Origin of the sequence: Variovorax sp. 22077 (assembly GCF_052044195.1) — a bacterium.
Classification (GTDB): Bacteria; Pseudomonadota; Gammaproteobacteria; order Burkholderiales; family Burkholderiaceae_C; genus Variovorax; species Variovorax atrisoli.
The window spans coordinates 18,934-34,104 of the sequence record NZ_JBQEQC010000003.1; the positions used below are offsets into that span (position 1 = coordinate 18,934).

15 protein-coding genes are annotated in these 15,171 nt (G+C 68.5%); 4 read left to right on the forward strand and 11 right to left on the reverse strand.

Annotated elements, in window-relative coordinates:
* Nucleotides 1-45: 45 nt before the first annotated feature.
* Both ACTJLF_RS04605 and ACTJLF_RS04610 read right to left on the reverse strand, forming a co-directional pair.
* On the reverse strand, nt 46-1,437 hold the full coding sequence (locus ACTJLF_RS04605; protein WP_440882595.1) for a M16 family metallopeptidase: 1,392 nt from the start codon (nt 1,435-1,437) through the stop codon (nt 46-48).
* 15 nt (nt 1,438-1,452) lie between these two features.
* Complete coding sequence (locus tag ACTJLF_RS04610; RefSeq protein ID WP_409327483.1) at nt 1,453-2,847, reverse strand: M16 family metallopeptidase; 1,395 nt, start codon at nt 2,845-2,847, stop codon at nt 1,453-1,455.
* 77 nt (nt 2,848-2,924) lie between these two features.
* Here ACTJLF_RS04610 and ftsY point away from each other — a divergent pair, with 77 nt between their 5' ends.
* Nucleotides 2,925-4,175 carry a signal recognition particle-docking protein FtsY gene (ftsY, locus tag ACTJLF_RS04615; protein WP_132753672.1) on the forward strand — a complete coding sequence of 417 codons (1,251 nt, stop codon included), beginning with the start codon at nt 2,925-2,927 and terminating at the stop codon, nt 4,173-4,175.
* Between the two features lie 223 nt (nt 4,176-4,398).
* Here the strand turns inward: ftsY and ACTJLF_RS04620 are convergent, their stop codons facing one another.
* Both ACTJLF_RS04620 and ACTJLF_RS04625 read right to left on the reverse strand, forming a co-directional pair.
* A complete protein-coding gene (locus tag ACTJLF_RS04620) occupies nt 4,399-6,228 on the reverse strand; it encodes an ATP-binding response regulator (protein ID WP_132753670.1) in 1,830 nt (609 codons plus the stop codon).
* On the reverse strand, nt 6,225-6,956 hold the full coding sequence (locus ACTJLF_RS04625) for a response regulator transcription factor (protein ID WP_126184564.1): 732 nt from the start codon (nt 6,954-6,956) through the stop codon (nt 6,225-6,227). The genes ACTJLF_RS04620 and ACTJLF_RS04625 overlap by 4 nt, the downstream gene beginning before the upstream one ends.
* Nucleotides 6,957-7,141: 185 nt before the next feature.
* On the opposite strand from ACTJLF_RS04625, the gene ACTJLF_RS04630 reads away from it, so the two are divergent.
* Nucleotides 7,142-7,606, forward strand: a complete 465-nt coding sequence (locus ACTJLF_RS04630; RefSeq protein ID WP_019658587.1) for an Mpo1 family 2-hydroxy fatty acid dioxygenase — start codon at nt 7,142-7,144, stop codon at nt 7,604-7,606.
* Between the two features lie 98 nt (nt 7,607-7,704).
* Nucleotides 7,705-8,646 (forward strand): RNA polymerase sigma factor RpoH, encoded by a 942-nt coding sequence (gene rpoH / locus ACTJLF_RS04635; RefSeq protein ID WP_019656100.1) that lies wholly within the window; start codon nt 7,705-7,707, stop codon nt 8,644-8,646.
* 58 nt (nt 8,647-8,704) lie between these two features.
* On the opposite strand, the gene ACTJLF_RS04640 is transcribed toward rpoH, so the two are convergent.
* Genes ACTJLF_RS04640 through ACTJLF_RS04665 form a run of 6 tightly spaced genes read right to left on the reverse strand, consistent with a single transcriptional unit; the run spans nt 8,705 to nt 13,880 of the window.
* Nucleotides 8,705-9,529: a DNA alkylation repair protein gene (locus ACTJLF_RS04640; RefSeq protein ID WP_440882596.1), complete on the reverse strand. Its 825-nt coding sequence runs from the start codon at nt 9,527-9,529 to the stop codon at nt 8,705-8,707.
* Between the two features lie 16 nt (nt 9,530-9,545).
* Nucleotides 9,546-10,166: an SCO family protein gene (locus ACTJLF_RS04645; protein ID WP_019656102.1), complete on the reverse strand. Its 621-nt coding sequence runs from the start codon at nt 10,164-10,166 to the stop codon at nt 9,546-9,548.
* Nucleotides 10,167-10,183: 17 nt separating this feature from the next.
* Nucleotides 10,184-11,089 (reverse strand): heme o synthase, encoded by a 906-nt coding sequence (gene cyoE / locus ACTJLF_RS04650; RefSeq protein WP_132753664.1) that lies wholly within the window; start codon nt 11,087-11,089, stop codon nt 10,184-10,186.
* A complete protein-coding gene (locus ACTJLF_RS04655) occupies nt 11,086-12,315 on the reverse strand; it encodes a COX15/CtaA family protein (RefSeq protein WP_132753662.1) in 1,230 nt (409 codons plus the stop codon). Before ACTJLF_RS04655 ends, cyoE begins: the two co-directional genes overlap by 4 nt.
* Nucleotides 12,316-12,337: 22 nt before the next feature.
* A complete protein-coding gene (locus ACTJLF_RS04660) occupies nt 12,338-13,018 on the reverse strand; it encodes an SCO family protein (protein ID WP_440882597.1) in 681 nt (226 codons plus the stop codon).
* A complete protein-coding gene (locus tag ACTJLF_RS04665) occupies nt 13,005-13,880 on the reverse strand; it encodes an SURF1 family protein (RefSeq protein WP_440882598.1) in 876 nt (291 codons plus the stop codon). The genes ACTJLF_RS04660 and ACTJLF_RS04665 overlap by 14 nt, the downstream gene beginning before the upstream one ends.
* A 27-nt stretch (nt 13,881-13,907) precedes the next feature.
* Here ACTJLF_RS04665 and ACTJLF_RS04670 point away from each other — a divergent pair, with 27 nt between their 5' ends.
* A complete protein-coding gene (locus ACTJLF_RS04670) occupies nt 13,908-14,138 on the forward strand; it encodes a twin transmembrane helix small protein (protein WP_019656107.1) in 231 nt (76 codons plus the stop codon).
* A 145-nt stretch (nt 14,139-14,283) separates the two neighbouring features.
* Here the strand turns inward: ACTJLF_RS04670 and ACTJLF_RS04675 are convergent, their stop codons facing one another.
* A complete protein-coding gene (locus ACTJLF_RS04675) occupies nt 14,284-15,165 on the reverse strand; it encodes a cytochrome c oxidase subunit 3 (RefSeq protein WP_440882599.1) in 882 nt (293 codons plus the stop codon).
* Nucleotides 15,166-15,171: the final 6 nt, after the last annotated feature.

Here is a 15,171-nt window from a genome sequence, read left to right on the forward strand (position 1 = left end):
CCCGGCAAAGCCGGCTCCGCGGTGCCCCGCAGGAGGGGAAGGAGATCACTGCGAAGCCGTCTGCGGCTGCGCCTTGGCGGTCTTGGCTTCCTTGCCGCCCACCACCACCGTCACCATCCGCTCGGGCTGCAGCTTGCGCTGGAAGGCGGCCTTCACGTCGGCGGCGGTGACCGCGTTCATGCGCGCGGTCCAGGTGTCGAGGTAGTCCAGCGGCAGGTCGTGCCAGGCGATGTTGGCGACGTTGCCGATCAGCTTGCGGTTGCTGTCCAGGAGCAGCGGGAAGCCGCCGATCAGGTTGTCCTTGGCGGCCTTCAGCTCGGCAGCGGTCGGGCCCTCGGCCACGAACTTCGCGAGCACCTCGCGCGACACCTTGACGGCCTCCTCGGCCTGGTCGGGCCGGGTCTGGAAGCCGACGCGGAACGCGCCCGCCTCGAGCCCCGGCGCGAAGCCGCTGTAGATGCTGTAGGTGAGGCCGCGCTTCTCGCGCACCTCGTTCATCAGGCGCGAGACGAAACCGCCGCCGCCCAGCACGTAGTTGCCCAGCGTGAGCGCGAAGTGGTCCGGGTCCTTGCGCGGATAGCCGGGCTGGCCGATGAGCACGTGGGCCTGCGCCGAATCGAAGGCGATGCGCTCGTCCTTCGGCGCGGTCAGGGCAGCCACCGGTGCGATGGCCGGCAGCGGCGTGCAGGCTTCGGGGCCGGGCAGGCGCGACAGCAGCGTGGTGGCGATGGTCTCGGCCTCCGCGCGCGTGACCGCGCCGACGATGCTGAGCTTCGCGCGGCACGGCACGATGAGCTGCTGGTAGCGCTGGCGCATGGCGGCGGTGTCGATGCGCGCGAGCGTCTCCTCCTTCACTTCCTGGCCGTAGGGATGCACGCCGTAGACATCGGCCGCGAAAGCGCGGCCGGCCACGGTGGCGGGCTTGGTGTTGGCCTCCTTGATGGCGGCGTTGATGCGCTCGCGCTCGCGCTGCCACACGTCGTCAGGGAAGGAGGGCTCGCCGATCTCGCGTGCTGCGAGCGCCACCGCCTTGTTCAGCAGCGCCGGATCGGACAGCGAGCGCAGCGAATAGCTGGTGCGGTCGGTGCCCGCGCTCACGTCGAAGCTCGCGCCCAGATCAGCCCAGGCCTCGCCCAGGGCGTTCTGGTCGAGCGCGGGCTCGCCGTTCCTGCCGGCGCGCACGCCCTTCTCGACCATGGTCGCGGTCACGCTGGCCAGGCCGGCCTGCGCGGCAGGGTCGCGGCGGCTGCCGGCGTCGAAGTCGAGTTGCGCATCCACGATCGGCAGCGCGTTGGTCGACACCAGGTAGATCTTGGCGCCGTTGGCCAGCGTCCAGTGCTGGATGGGCAGCGCGGCCTGCGCGCCCGTGATGCCCGCCACGGCGACGACGCCGGCGAGCAGGGCGCGGCGCGCGGTCTTCATGAGAGTGTTCTGCATGGGAATGGTGACCTTTCAGCGCATCTCGCCCGCGGGGGCGGCGAAACCGCGGCCGCGCGGCTTGGACTCGGGCGGCAGGGGACGCAGCGTGGCGACGGTGAGCTGGTCGTCGCCGAAGTACTTGGCGGCCACGGCCTGCACCTGGGCGGCCGTGACGGATTGCAGCCGCGCGACGATGCGCTCGCTGGCGTCCAGCGGAAGGCCCTGGATCCAGTTGCTGCCGAGTTCGCGCGCCTGCGCCATCACGGAGTCGCGCTTGTAGGTCTCGCTCGCCACCCACTGGGTCTTGACGCGGGCCAGTTCGGCCTCGCCCACGCCTTCCTTGGCGATGCGCGCGACCTGGGCGCGCAGCGCGGCCTCGACCACCTCCGCACTCTTGCCGGCGGCCGGAACGCCGTCGAGCACGAAGAGCTGCGGGCCGCGTCCGATGAAGCCCGAGTACGCACCGGCCGAATCGGCGACGCGGTCGGGCCCCTGGGTCAGCGCGCGGTCGAGCCGGGCGCCGGAATAGCCGTCGAGCACTGCCGAGAGCACCACCAGCGCCCAGGCGTCGCTGTTCACGTCGTCGATGCTGGCGAGCTGCGGCACGCGGAAGGCGAGCGACACGTAGGCCTGCTCGGCCGGCGCCTTCAGCTCGATGCGGCGGATGCCGCGCTGCGCCGGCTCGATGCGCGGCTTGCGCGCGGGCACGGCGCGCGCGGGGATCCGGCCGTAGTACTTCTCGGCCATGGCGCGCACCTGCGCCACATCGACGTCGCCGGCCACCACGACGACGGCGTTGGCGGGCACGTACCACTGCCTGAAGAACGCGCGCGCGTCATCGGGCGTCATGGCGTCGAGGTCGCTCATCCAGCCGACCACGGGGCGGTGATAGGGAGAGGCAGTGAAGACAGCGGCGTTCTGCTGCTCGCCGAGCAGGGCGCGCGGCTGGTCTTCGGTGCGCAGGCGGCGCTCTTCCTTGACCACCTCGATCTCGCGCTTGAACTCGTCGTCGGGCCACTGGTTGTTGGCGAAGCGGTCCGATTCGAGCTTCATCACCTGCTCGAGGCTGCCGACCGGGATCTGCTGGTAGTAGCCGGTGTAGTCGCGGGTGGTGAACGCGTTCTCCTGGCCGCCGAGGGCGGCGACGCGGCGGGAGAACTCGCCGGGCTTGATGTCCTTGGTGCCCTTGAACATCATGTGTTCGAGCGCATGGGCCACGCCGGAGGTGCCGTCGACCTCGTCGATGGAGCCGACGCGGACCCAGACCATCTGCACCGCCGTGGGCGAGCGCCGGTCGGGCTGGACGATCAGCGTCATGCCGTTGGCGAGCGTGAATTGCTGGGGGCCGGGAGCCGCTGCTGCTGCGGCGGCGGAAGGCGGGGCGGATTGGGCCTGGGCAGGCACGGCCCACGGCGCCAGGAGCGCCATCGCCAGCACCGCACCAGACGCAGCACGGCGTGGCGGGAGGTGTTTCATAGAATGGCTCGGATTGTAAAAAGCTCCCGATGTTCAGTTTCTTCAAGAAAAAACCGCCTCCCGAGGCGACCGAAGCGCCGGCAGCCACCCCGCCGGCCCCGGCTGCGCCTGCACCTGAACCCGCGCCATCGCGCTCGGTGTTCTCGCCTTCGAGCTGGTTCGGCTCGAAGCCGGCGGCGGAAGAAAAGCCGGCGCCAGCGCCCGTCGCCGCACCGGCGCCCGCGCCAGGCCCTGCCCCCACGGTGGCACTGTCACCAGCCGCAGCCCCGGTCGTGCCGCCCTCCCCGCCCCCTGCGCCCGCGGCACCCGCCCCCGTACCCGTACCCGCGCCGGCTCCAGTCGCCGCCGCGCCGGTTGCCGAACCCGCCGCCATCGCCACCGAGCGCAAGGGCTGGTTCGACAAGCTCAAGACCGGCCTGCGCAAGACCGGCACCGGCATCCAGGCCGTGTTCGTCAACGCGAAGATCGATGAGGATCTGTACGAGGAACTCGAATCCGCCCTGCTGATGGCCGACACCGGCGTGAAGGCGACCGAGTTCCTGCTCGACGACCTGCGCAGCCGCGTCAAGCGCCAGATGGCCACCGACGCCTCGCAGGTCAAGGCATTGCTGGCCGAGACCGTGGCCGACCTGCTGAAGCCGCTCGAGAAACCGCTGGTCATCGGCCAGTTCACTCCCACCGTGATCATGGTGGCCGGCGTCAACGGCGCGGGCAAGACCACCTCCATCGGCAAGCTCACCAAGCACCTGGCCGACGAAGGCGCCTCGGTGCTGCTGGCGGCGGCCGACACCTTCCGGGCGGCGGCGCGCGAGCAACTGCTGGTCTGGGCCGACCGCAACACCGTCGAGATCGTGAGCCAGGAAGGCGGCGACCCGTCGGCCGTGAGCTTCGACGCGGTGAACGCCGGCAAGGCCCGCGGCAAGGACGTGGTGCTGGTCGACACGGCCGGCCGCCTGCCGACGCAGCTGCACCTGATGGACGAGCTCAAGAAGATCAAGCGCGTCGTCACCAAGGCCGACGGCACGGCGCCGCACGAGGTGCTGCTGGTGATCGACGGCAACACCGGCCAGAACGCGCTGGCGCAGGTCAAGGCCTTCGACGAGACGCTGGGCCTCACCGGGCTGATCGTGACCAAGCTCGATGGCACGGCCAAGGGCGGCGTGCTGTGCGCCATCGCGCGGGAGAAGCCGATTCCGGTCTATTTCATCGGTGTGGGCGAGAAGCTGGAAGACCTCGAAACCTTCAACGCCCGCGAATTCGCGCAGGCACTGCTGGGATAAACCGGCCGGGCAGGCCGACAAGAAAAAAACGGCCCCGGCTTGCGCCGGGGCCGATCACTTTTTCTCTCTCTCCCCTACCTACTCCTGTCGCGGAAACGCGATGCGGTGAAGATAGGTCACCGCGCCCCCATCCACCAGTGTCGAAAGTCATGGGGAGCGCAGAAGACAACGCCTACGCACCGCTTCTGGCGTCAAAAATAATAGAAAAGAATTCAATTGCAGGCTAACCGGCCGAGGCCGGCCCGAGCTGTCCGGCAACCTTGAGCTCGGCCATCACCTGCAGCAGCTGGTCGGCCACCACCGGCTTGAAGAGCACCGGCACCTGCGACTCGCGCACGCGCTGCAGCCGGTCGGGCGAGGTCTCGCCGGTGATGAGCAGCAGCGGCATCGCCGCGCCGTCGGACTGGCTCAGGCGCAGGCCGGCATCGAGGCCGTCGACGCCGTCGGCCAGGCGGTAGTCGCACATCAGCAGGTCGAAGGGCCGCCCTTCGCGTGCAGCATGGCGCAGGGCGGCATCGGCGGCAGCCTCGTTCGCCACGGCCTGGGCGTCGATGGAATGGGAGCGCAGCAGGCCCATCATGGCCTCGCGGATCTCCAGTTCGTCGTCGAGCAGCAGCACGCGGCCGGGCAGCGCCAGCGTCGGCGCCCTGCGCTCACCGGCACTCGCTCCGGACAGGGACGCCGGCAGCAGCCCGGCCGGCGCCCGCTCGGGGGCGCTCGCGACGGGCACCACCACCCGGAAATGCGTGCCCCGCCCCGGGCGCGAATGCATCTGGACCGGATGGCCCAGCAGCCGCGACAGCCGCTGCACGATCGACAGCCCGATGCCCAGCCCCCGCGAGCGGTCGCGGCCCGGATTGTTGATCTGGTAGAACTCCTCGAAGATCCGGCCCGACTGCTCGGGCGCGATGCCGATGCCGGTGTCGCGCACCTCGATCCACACCGACTCGCCGCGCTCCCGCGCCGTGACGGTCACGCCGCCGCGCATCGTGTACTTCAGCGCGTTGTCCATCAGGTTCGACAGCATGCGGTGCAGCAGCTGCGGGTCGCTGTGCACCCACAGGCCGCTGGCGCGCACGCGCAGCTGAAGCTCTTTCTGCTCGGCGCGTGCCGCGAAGGTGTGGTTGAGCGGCAGGAACAGCGCATCGAGCTGCACCGGCTGGGGCGCCGGCGTGATCACGCCGGCGTCCAGGCGCGAGACGTCGAGCATGGTGTCGAGCGAGGCGCCCAGCGCGTTCACTGCGCGCATCAGGCGCTCGGCGTTTCGGCCTTCGGGGCGGTCGCGCAGCTCGTTCTCGAGGGCGGCGCCGAAGAGCGCGATGGCGTGCAGCGGCTGGCGCAGGTCGTGGCTGGCGGTGCCGAGGAAGCGGGTCTTCTCTTCGCTCGCGCGCTCGGTGGCGGCAATCTGCTCGCCGAGCCGCGCGGCCAGCGCCTCGTTCTCGAAACGCAGCATCAGCGACTCGGTCAGCAGCCTGTGCTGGCCGATGCCGGCATGGAGCGTCAGCAGCAGGTAGGCCGCCCCGGCCGCCGCCAGGAACAGGTGCAGCCCGTCGCCCTGCCAGGCCAGCGCGGTGATCATCCCCAGCGACATCGGCATGGTGTAGCCGAAGAGCGCCGGCTTCAGCGGCCACAGCGACTGCGCCGCCCGCGCGCAGCTGCCGACGATCACCGCCATCAGAAGCGAGGTCATCGGCAGGTTGTTGTGCGGCACGATCAGCCACGGCACCACCGCCGTGACCATGCTCACCAGCGTGACCACGCGCGAGATCTTGCGCGCCCAGTAGGCGCTCTCGCGCACCGGCCGCGACGGCGTCCAGCGCGGCGTGAAGAAGACGTAGACGTCGGCCATCAGCAGGCCTGCAAGCCAGAACAGAAGGCTCGGGTCCTTCAGCTGCGAATAGATGATGCTGCCGAACACGACCACGAAGGCCATGTGCGTGAGCGTCGAGGCACTGTAGGTGCTGTAGACCGAGGCGACGTGCTCGCGCAGCACCCGCAGGCCGAGCGCGTGGTCGGCGGTCGGGGCGGTTGGCGCGGCGGGCTGCACGCTCAATGCAGGGTGCTGATCAGCTGGGCGCGAGAACGCATGCCGAAGAGCAGCAGGATGGTCGAGACATGGTTCTTCACCGTGCCTTCGCTCAGGTTCGCGAGCTGGGCGATCTCCTTGTTGGCCTTGCCTTCCAGCACCCATTGCAGCACCTGCATCTGCCGCGGCGTGAGTTCCTGCCAGGCGCTGGCGTGGGCGAACTCGGCGTAGCCGCTGAGCGCCCTGCCGGGCATGGCCGAGCCTGCCGCCGGTTGCTGCTGTTGCGTGGTGTCGGGGCCGCCATCGAGCAGGCCGCAGGCGCGGATAAAGCTCACGACCTCCTTCAGGTCCGCCGATTTCGGCAGGAAGGCGGCCGCGCCCAGCGCGAGCACGCCCTGGGCCAGGGTGCTGTTGCCGGTACCCGAGAGCACCACGATGCGCGCCTCGGGAAAGCGCATCCGGAACTCGGCCAGGCCGCTGAGGCCATGGGTGTCGGGAAGCGCCAGGTCGAGCAGCACCAGCCCGATGGAAGACTGGTTGGCTTCGTAGAGCCGCAGCGCGTCGGCGACGTTGCTGGCCTCGAAGACTTCGATGCGCGCGTCGGAGGGACCGGACTGGGCCTGTACCAGGGCGCAGACGCCCAGGCGCAGCAGGTCGTGGTCGTCCACGACCAGGATCGCCCGAGGCGTGCGGGCGGCCGTACCGGACTCCGCGGCCGGCGATCGGGAGGCGGGAGGAGAGTCGAAGGGAGGCACCTGCCGATCTTAGCCGTGCAACCTTCTGGTGACAGTGCAAAAAGTAATGGCAACCGGCGTGGCTGTAGTTCTTTATGCTACCTATTTGATAGCATTTTCACATGGCATGCGCGCTTGCCATCGGGCTTCTCTGTGGGCACCATGGAAAGTCCCGCCGCATCGCACGGCGCCCACGGAGACTCGCCATGACGCACACAGCCGCCGCGCCCCTCGAAGCCAGCGACCGCAAGGTCGATCGCCTGCTCGCCCACTACGAGGAAAGCCACCGCAATCCGACCAATGAGCTGATTCACTTCGTGGCCATCCCGGCCATCATGCTGAGCATCGTCGGGCTGCTGTTTTCGATCCACCCCTGGGTGGCCTATCTCTTCGTGGCCGCCAGCCTCGTCTACTACGTGCTGCTGAGGGCCCCGGCCTTCCTGGCGGCCATGCTCGTCCTGACCGCCCTGGCGCTGGTGGTGGTGCATGCGCTCGGGGGACTTGTATTGCCGGTTTCAGCCGCTATCTTTGTAGTGGCCTGGGTCTTCCAGTTCGTGGGCCACAAGATCGAAGGCAAGAAGCCATCGTTCTTCGAAGACATCCAATATCTCTGGGTCGGTCCCCTTTTCGTGTTGTCCAAGCTGTTCCTAAGACTTGGCATCCGCTGGTAGGCTTTGGCTATTCCGGCGATAGAAATTCAAGGGAACCCTTGGATTAGCACTCCCTCTAACCGAGTGCTAATATGGCCAACACAAAGGAGTTTCCCCTGATGACAACCCTGTCTGGAGTCTCTGCAAACCAGCTGGCCGTCGCCAACCCCTGGTCGATGGTTCCCCCGCTGGGCAACCTGGACGCCTACATTTCGGCCGCCAACCGCCTGCCGATGCTCACGCTCGAGGAAGAGCAGGGCTACGCACGCAAGCTGCGCGACCACAACGATCTCGAAGCCGCCGGCGCGCTGGTTCTTTCGCACCTGCGCCTCGTGGTCTCCATTTCCCGCCAGTACCTGGGCTACGGGCTGCCGCACGGCGACCTGATCCAGGAGGGCAACGTCGGCCTCATGAAGGCCGTGAAGCGCTTCGACCCCGACCAGGGCGTGCGGCTCGTGAGCTACGCGATGCACTGGATCAAGGCCGAGATCCACGAGTACATCCTGAAGAACTGGCGCATGGTCAAGGTCGCGACGACCAAGGCCCAGCGCAAGCTGTTCTTCAACCTGCGCTCGATGAAGCAGGGCTTCAAGGCCGACTCGGCCCTTGCCGACACCGGCACGCACCGCGACACCCTGAGCCCCGACGAGGTCTCGCAGATGGCGACCCGCCTGAACGTGAAGCCCGAGGAAGTGCTCGAGATGGAAACCCGCCTCTCCGGCGGCGACGTGATGCTCGATCCGGGCCCGACCGACGACGGCGACGAAGCCTTCGGCCCGATCGCCTACCTGGCCGATGCCTCGCAGGAACCCACCGCCCTGCTCGAATCGCAGCAGCGCGACCGCCTGTCGAGCGACGGCATCGCGACAGCGCTCGAAGCGCTGGACGACCGCAGCCGCCGCATCGTTGAAGAGCGCTGGCTCAAGGTCAACGACGACGGTTCGGGCGGCATGACGCTGCACGACCTGGCTGCCGTGTACGGCGTGAGCGCCGAGCGCATCCGCCAGATCGAGGTGGCGGCCATGAAGAAGATGAAGAAGGCACTCGCGGAATACGCGTAAGCCTTTCCTTCTTCCCTCCTGCCCTTCACGAACGAAGCCCGGCCCTGCCGGGCTTTTTTCATTTCGAGAGCGTCCGCAGCGCCCGCTTCGCGATGTAGCGGGTCTCGGCGGCATCCGACTCCGCCAGCCATCGTGCGCAGAGCTTGTCGACCCACTCGGGCTGGCTCTTGCTCGCGTCGTTGAGCCAGTTCGCCACCGAGTTCTGCACATAGCGGCTGGCGTCGGCGCGCAGCGGTTCGATCAGCGGCAGGGCGCGCCAGGGCTCGGCCTTGAGCGCCTCGATCTGCGCGCACCACACGCCGCGCGGCCGCGTGAGTTCGCTGGCGAAGCGGCGGATGTTGGGGTCGGCATCGAGCACCCACGGCTGCAGCAGCACCAGCGCTTCGTCGAGCGATGCATTCACCGCGTCGCGCACCGCCATCCACGCGATCTCGCGTACGCCGAAATGCGGGTCGGCCGCGAATCGGCGCACCGACTCCAGCTGCGCCGCCAGCGGCAGGCCCGAAAGCGTGACCCACTGCGCCGCCCAGCAGCGCGCCACGTCGCTCGCATGGGTGGCCAGCCGGTGCGCGACGGCATCACGCTCGTCGTGCAGCGCGGCCAGGTCGTAGAGGGCGCGGGCGATGTGCCCATGCCGCTGCATCGGCTTGAAGGCGCCCAGCATCGCGATCGTGTCGGCCAGCCGCTCGCTCTGCGCATCGAGGCCGATGTGGCCCGCAACGCTGCGCGCCAGCCGCGGCAGTTCGAGCGCGAGGAACTCGTTGAGGTTGACGGTTTCGATCAGCCCGTCGTTGAGGGCATCGAGCACCTCGGGCGGGATGAGCGCGATGCAGAAGGCGCCCTTGCGCCCCTTCAGGTGCCCGAGCGGATCGGTGGCGGACATCAGGCGGCGGCCCCTCTCAGGAAGCCAGCAGCGTCTTCAGGTCGGACACCATCGGCGCCACGCCCGCGCCGTAGCGCGCGTAGAGCCGCAGCCGGCCCTGCGTGTCGTAGACGTAGCTGGCGGCGGAGTGGTCCATCGAGTAGCTGGTCGGCGTCTTGCCGTCGACCTTCTTGTAGTAGACCTTGTAGTCCTTCGCGACGGCTGCGAGCTCGTCGGCCGTGGGAATCAGCGCGACGAAGCTCGGGTCGAACGCGCCCATGTAGGCCTTGAGCACCTCGGGCGTGTCGCGCGCCGGGTCGACGGTGATGAACAGCACCTGCAGCTTGTCGCCGTCCTTGCCGAGCTGCTGCTTGACCTGCGCCATCTCGGTCATGGTGGTCGGGCAGACGTCCGGGCACTGCGCGTAGCCGAAGAACAGCACGACCAGCTTGCCCTTGAAGTCGGCCAGGGTGCGGACCTTGCCGTCGGCGTCCTTCAGCGAGAAGTTCTTGGCGTAGTCGGCGCCAGTGATGTCGACGGCATTGAAGCTCTGTCTGGTTTCTTCGCTGCACGCCGCAAGGCCCAGGCCGAGCGCGGCGCTGATGCCTGCCCAGCCTGCGCCTGCAGCCATCAGCCGAAGAGCGTTGCGCTTGTTCATTGAAACTTGATGCTCACTCACTGGATGTAGTGATCCACGAGCAGCGCCAGGAACAGCACGCTCAGGTGGATCAGCGAGAAACGGAAGGTCTTGCGCGCCAGCGTGTCGGAGTAGTTGCGCCACAGCGCGAACGCGTATCCGGTGAAGCCGATGCTCACCGCGACCGCCACCGCCAGGTACAGCCAGCCGCTCATGCCGTAGATGAAGGGCATCAGGCAGGCCGCGAAAAGGATGAAGGTGTAGAGCAGCACCTGCAGCCGCGTGAACTCGTTGCCGTGCGTCACGGGCAGCATCGGAAGGCCTGCCTTGCGGTAGTCCTCCACGCGGTAGAGGGCCAGCGCCCAGAAGTGCGGCGGCGTCCACAGGAAGATGATGAGAAAGAGGATCCACGCCCCCGGATCGAGGCTGCCCGTCATCGCGGCCCAGCCCAGCACCGGCGGCATCGCGCCCGAGGCGCCGCCGATCACGATGTTCTGCGGCGTGAGCGGCTTGAGGATCACGGTGTAGATCACCGCATAGCCCACGAAGGTGGCGAAGGTCAGCCACATGGTCAGCGGATTGACCAGGAACCACAGCAGCGCCGAACCCGCCGCGCACAGCAGCGCCGAGAACACCAGCGCCTGCCTGTCGCTGAGTTCGCCGCGCGCCGTGGGGCGCCAGGCGGTGCGCTTCATCTTCGCGTCGATGCCTTTCTCGACCAGGCAGTTGAACGCCGCGGCGGCGCCGGCCACCAGCCAGATCCCGATGCAGGCCACGGCCGCGCGCTTCAGTTCCGCCCATGAGGGCAGCCCGGGAATGGCCAGCACCATGCCGATCAGCGCGCAGAACACGATCAGCTGCACCACGCGCGGCTTGGTCAGCGCGTAGTACTGGCGCAGCACGTTGGTGCTGGCGGTTTGCTGAACGGAAATCGGGGTGCTCACGCGGCGGCCTTCCTCTGACGCTGACTGTTGTTGTGACCTGCCGTATTTTCGCCGGCATGCGCAGACCGCGCTGCCGGGGCGCGCCGGCTCTCGCACAGCGCCCAGGTGAGCACCACGGCGAGCGCCGCCGCGCCGCCGGTATGGAGCACGGCCGCGGCCAGCGGCCAGCCCAGCAGTACGTTGCCCAGTCCGGTGGCCAGTTGCAGCAGCGCGAGGCCGGCGAGCCATCGCGCCTGCGGCCGCAGCGCGACGATGCGGCGCATGCGCCAGGCCAGCACGCCGAGCGCGACGAACACCGCATAGGCCATCAGTCGATGCGCGTAGTGGATGGCGGTGAGCGCGGAAAAATCGAGCGGCTGGCCGTCACCGGTCACGCCCAGGTGGCGCCAGATCTCGAAGCCCTGGGAGAAGTTCATGGGCGGCCACCAGCTGTCCTGGCAGGTCGGGAACTGCGTGCAGGCCAGCACTGCATAGTTGGTGCTGACCCAGCCGCCCAGCGCGATCTGCAGCACGAGCAGCACGGTGGTCGCGATGAGGGCGTTGCGCAGCGCGGGCGACACGGGGGTGGGCAGCCGGTCGGCCGCGGCCTGCCTGTAGTGGACGGCCTGGATGCACAACAGCGCCAGCAGCACCACCGCGCCCAGCAGGTGCAGCGTGACGATGGCCGGGAACAGCTTCCACGTCACCGTGAGAGCGCCGAAGGCTCCCTGCAGGCACACCCAGACCAGCGTGAAGGCCGGCCACCAGGCGCTCAGCGTGGCATGGTGCCCGCTTCCGTCCGTCGAGGAAGGCGGCGCGAGGCGCTGCCGGCGGCGGACGATCCAGGTGGCCGCGGCGAGCGTGAGGATCAGCACACCAACCCCGGTGGCCAGGTAGCGATGGACCATCTCGACCCAAGCCTTGCTGTGCGTCACCGGCCCGGTCGGCTGCGCCGACTGCGCCATCGCGATCTCGTGGCGCGCGCCGTGCGGGCTGGCGTTGCCGTAGCAGCCGGGCCAGTCGGGACAACCCAGGCCCGAATCGGTGAGCCGCGTGAAGGCGCCGAACAGCGTGAGGTCGAAGGAGAGAAAGAGCGTGAGCACCGTCAGCGCATGCAGCCGCCGCGCGGGGCCGCTGCCGGCATTGCGGCGCCACACCCAAACAAGCGGCCCGAGCGCGATCAGGACGCCGACCGCCATGAGCCAGGCGATGGGCGTCAGGTCGTAGAGCGAGCTCGTGCTGTCCATGCGGCGTCCGTCGTTTCTTTCGTCAGCGGCCGGGCTCGTCCCACGACGCCGAAGCGCGCAGCAGGCGGTCGAGGTCGCGCTTGGCACGGCCGGCGCCGGCGACGTCCATGCGGGCGGGAAAGCGCATCATCCAGTTACCCATGGGGTCGACCACGTACAGGTGTTCGGCCAGGGAGTGGCCTTGCGCGGGTGCGAGCCACTTCGCCAGCTGGTCGGCCGGCACGCGCAGCACGGTCGCGCCGTGCAGGCCGTTGTCCAGGCGCTCGGGCACGGGAGCGGCATCGCTCACCAGCCAGACGCGGTCCATGCGGTCCTTCTCGCGCCCCAGGCTCTCGCGCAGCTGCCGCGCCAGGTAGAGCTGCTGCTCGCAAAGCGTGTCGCATGCGGCATCGCCCACCGTCACCAGCAGCCACTGTCCCTTGAGCGTGCTCAGTTCCACCGGCGCGCCGCTGCGGTCGGTGGCGGTGAGCTTCGGCAGCTCGCGCTGCGGGTCGATCAACTCGCCGTAGACGCTGCGCCCCTCGGGCCGGATGACGTAGTAGGTGAAGTAGGAGGCGATGACCGGCGAGGCGCACATCAGCATCACCGCGATCATCTTCCAGCGCCCCATAGCCGTGCGCCGGCCCTCCGCACCGTCGAGCGCCTGGTTGGGCGACGGCATCGAATGCACCGTCAGGCCCAGCGGCTCGTCAGAAGCGGCCATCGCGTGCGCGGCGCCTTGCGCGGCGGAGGGGCGTGATGAATTGGAACCAGACATAGAGGATGACGACGAGGGCCGACAGGCCGAACCACTGGAATGCGTAACCGTAGTGCCTCTCGAGGCCCAGCGCCGGGGCCGGCCAGTCGCGCTGCAGGCCCTCGGAAGCCGGGCCGCTCTGCTGCAGCGACACGTCGGTGCGCAGCGGCAGCTTGGTCTCGGCACGGAAGGCCTCCAGGTCGAGATTCTGCCGGATGGGCGAATACCCTTCGGCGACCGGTGCCGCAGCGGGGGCCTGGGCCTCGGGGGCCGAAGCGGCGGCGGCAGGCGAAGGAGCGGCAGCAGAAGCGGCGGCCGTGGGCGCCGCAGCGGAGGAGCACAGTTCCAGCAGATGGCTCGGCGGCGGCTCGATGAGGCCGGTCACTTCCACGATGCCCGCCGGCGTCTCGACCGGCTCCAGCTTCGTGCGGTCGACGAAATTGCGCTGGATCCAGCCGCGCTGCACCATCACCGTCTGCTCGGTGCCCTCGAGGGCGAAGGGCGTCAGCACGTAGAAGCCGGGCGTGCCGTGCATCTGGCGGTTGTCGAGGTACACGGTCTGAGGCGTCAGCCAGAGGCCGCGAAGGCGCACCGCACGGTGCAGCGCATCGGAGCCCTTGCCGAGCGCGAGGAACTCGGCCTGCGTCAGCGGCGGCTTCTGCTTCTCGGCGTCGATGCTGGCTTGCAGCGCCTCCTTCTGAGCGGCGCGCGAAAGCTGCCAGCGGCCGAGCGAAATGGTGGCCGACACGGTCATCGCGGCGGCAATGGTGATGACCAGGAAGCGGGCCCGGCGTGGGCGTCCTTCGGGATACAGGGGTACGGGATTCACTGGAGGGGACGGGGGGTGCGGCCGATAATGCGGGTCATGAAATACTTCGTCGCCCTGGTGTTCGTGGGCATCTTCGCGAGCCTCGCGTTTGCCCTGTACTTCATGCTGAAGGACGGGCGCAACGGGCGCGCCAAGAGCGGCGGCATGGCGCGCGCGCTCACCTTTCGGATCGGCCTCTCGGTGTTTTTGTTCCTCTGCATGCTGCTCGCCTGGAAGTTCGGATACATCCAGCCAACCGGGCTCCCGCTCGGCAAGTAGATGATGCTCGTGCCAGGAGAACCAAGAAAAAGGCGCCTTCCGGCGCCTTCTTTCTGGAATGCCGCCAGCGTCCGTCACCAATGAAATGCCATCGCGAAACGCTGCCGCACGATGAAGCAAGGGTGACAGGGCCTGGCTTCCCGGCTCAAAGCCAGTAGACCAGCAGGTACAGGCCGAGCCAGACGACGTCCACGAAGTGCCAGTACCAGGCCGCGCCCTCGAAGCCGAAGTGGCGCTCGGGCGTGAAGTGGCCCTTGCGCAGGCGCAGCGTGATGAACAGCAGCATCAGCATGCCGATGAACACGTGCAGGCCGTGGAAGCCGGTCAGCATGAAGAAGGTGGAGCCGTAGGTGCCCGAGCTGAGCTTGAGGTTCAGCTCGGTGTACAGGTGGTGGTACTCGTAGCCCTGCACGCCCAGGAAGATCACGCCCAGCAGCACGGTGAGCCACATGAAGCGGATGGTCTGCGCGCGATGGCCGGCGCGCAGCGCGTGGTGGGCGATCGTGAGCGTGACGCCCGAGCTCAGCAGCAGCGCGGTGTTGATCGTGGGCAGCCAGAACGGGCCGACGGTCTGGAAGGGCTCGACGATGCCCGCCGGCGAAGCGGTGGCGCCGGGCGTGACGCTGGGCCACACGGCCTTGAAGTCGGGCCACAGCAGCGCATTGTCGAGGCTGCCGAGCGTGGGCAGCGCATGGGTGCGGGCCCACCACAGCGCGGTGAAGAACGCGCCGAAGAACATCACTTCGGAGAAGATGAACCAGCTCATGCTCCAGCGGAACGAGAGGTCGATCTTGTGGCCGTACTGGCCGCTCTCGCTCTCGCCGATGGCGGCGCGGAACCACGCGAAGAGGGTGCCGAGCCAGATCACCATGCCGATCAGCAGGGACCATGCGCCCCACTCGTGGCCGTTGATCCATTGTGCGGCGCCCAGGATCACGAAGAACAAACCGATCGCGGCCGAGACCGGATAGGCCGAGGGGCCCGGCACGAAATAGTAGGGCGTGGTGCCGTGGGTGGTTGAACTCATATCAGC

Coding starts and splice junctions, on each gene's coding strand:
- ACTJLF_RS04670 (WP_019656107.1), top strand. CDS start 13,908: ATGCGGGTCATGAAATACTTCGTCGCCCTGGTGTTCGTGGGCATCTTC.
- ACTJLF_RS04645 (WP_019656102.1), bottom strand. CDS start 10,166: ATGAACAAGCGCAACGCTCTTCGGCTGATGGCTGCAGGCGCAGGCTGG.
- ACTJLF_RS04610 (WP_409327483.1), bottom strand. CDS start 2,847: ATGGCGCTCCTGGCGCCGTGGGCCGTGCCTGCCCAGGCCCAATCCGCC.
- ACTJLF_RS04660 (WP_440882597.1), bottom strand. CDS start 13,018: ATGGCCGCTTCTGACGAGCCGCTGGGCCTGACGGTGCATTCGATGCCG.
- ACTJLF_RS04640 (WP_440882596.1), bottom strand. CDS start 9,529: ATGTCCGCCACCGATCCGCTCGGGCACCTGAAGGGGCGCAAGGGCGCC.
- ACTJLF_RS04605 (WP_440882595.1), bottom strand. CDS start 1,437: ATGCAGAACACTCTCATGAAGACCGCGCGCCGCGCCCTGCTCGCCGGC.
- ACTJLF_RS04675 (WP_440882599.1), bottom strand. CDS start 15,165: ATGAGTTCAACCACCCACGGCACCACGCCCTACTATTTCGTGCCGGGC.
- ACTJLF_RS04655 (WP_132753662.1), bottom strand. CDS start 12,315: ATGGACAGCACGAGCTCGCTCTACGACCTGACGCCCATCGCCTGGCTC.
- ACTJLF_RS04630 (WP_019658587.1), top strand. CDS start 7,142: ATGACGCACACAGCCGCCGCGCCCCTCGAAGCCAGCGACCGCAAGGTC.
- ftsY (WP_132753672.1), top strand. CDS start 2,925: ATGTTCAGTTTCTTCAAGAAAAAACCGCCTCCCGAGGCGACCGAAGCG.
- rpoH (WP_019656100.1), top strand. CDS start 7,705: ATGACAACCCTGTCTGGAGTCTCTGCAAACCAGCTGGCCGTCGCCAAC.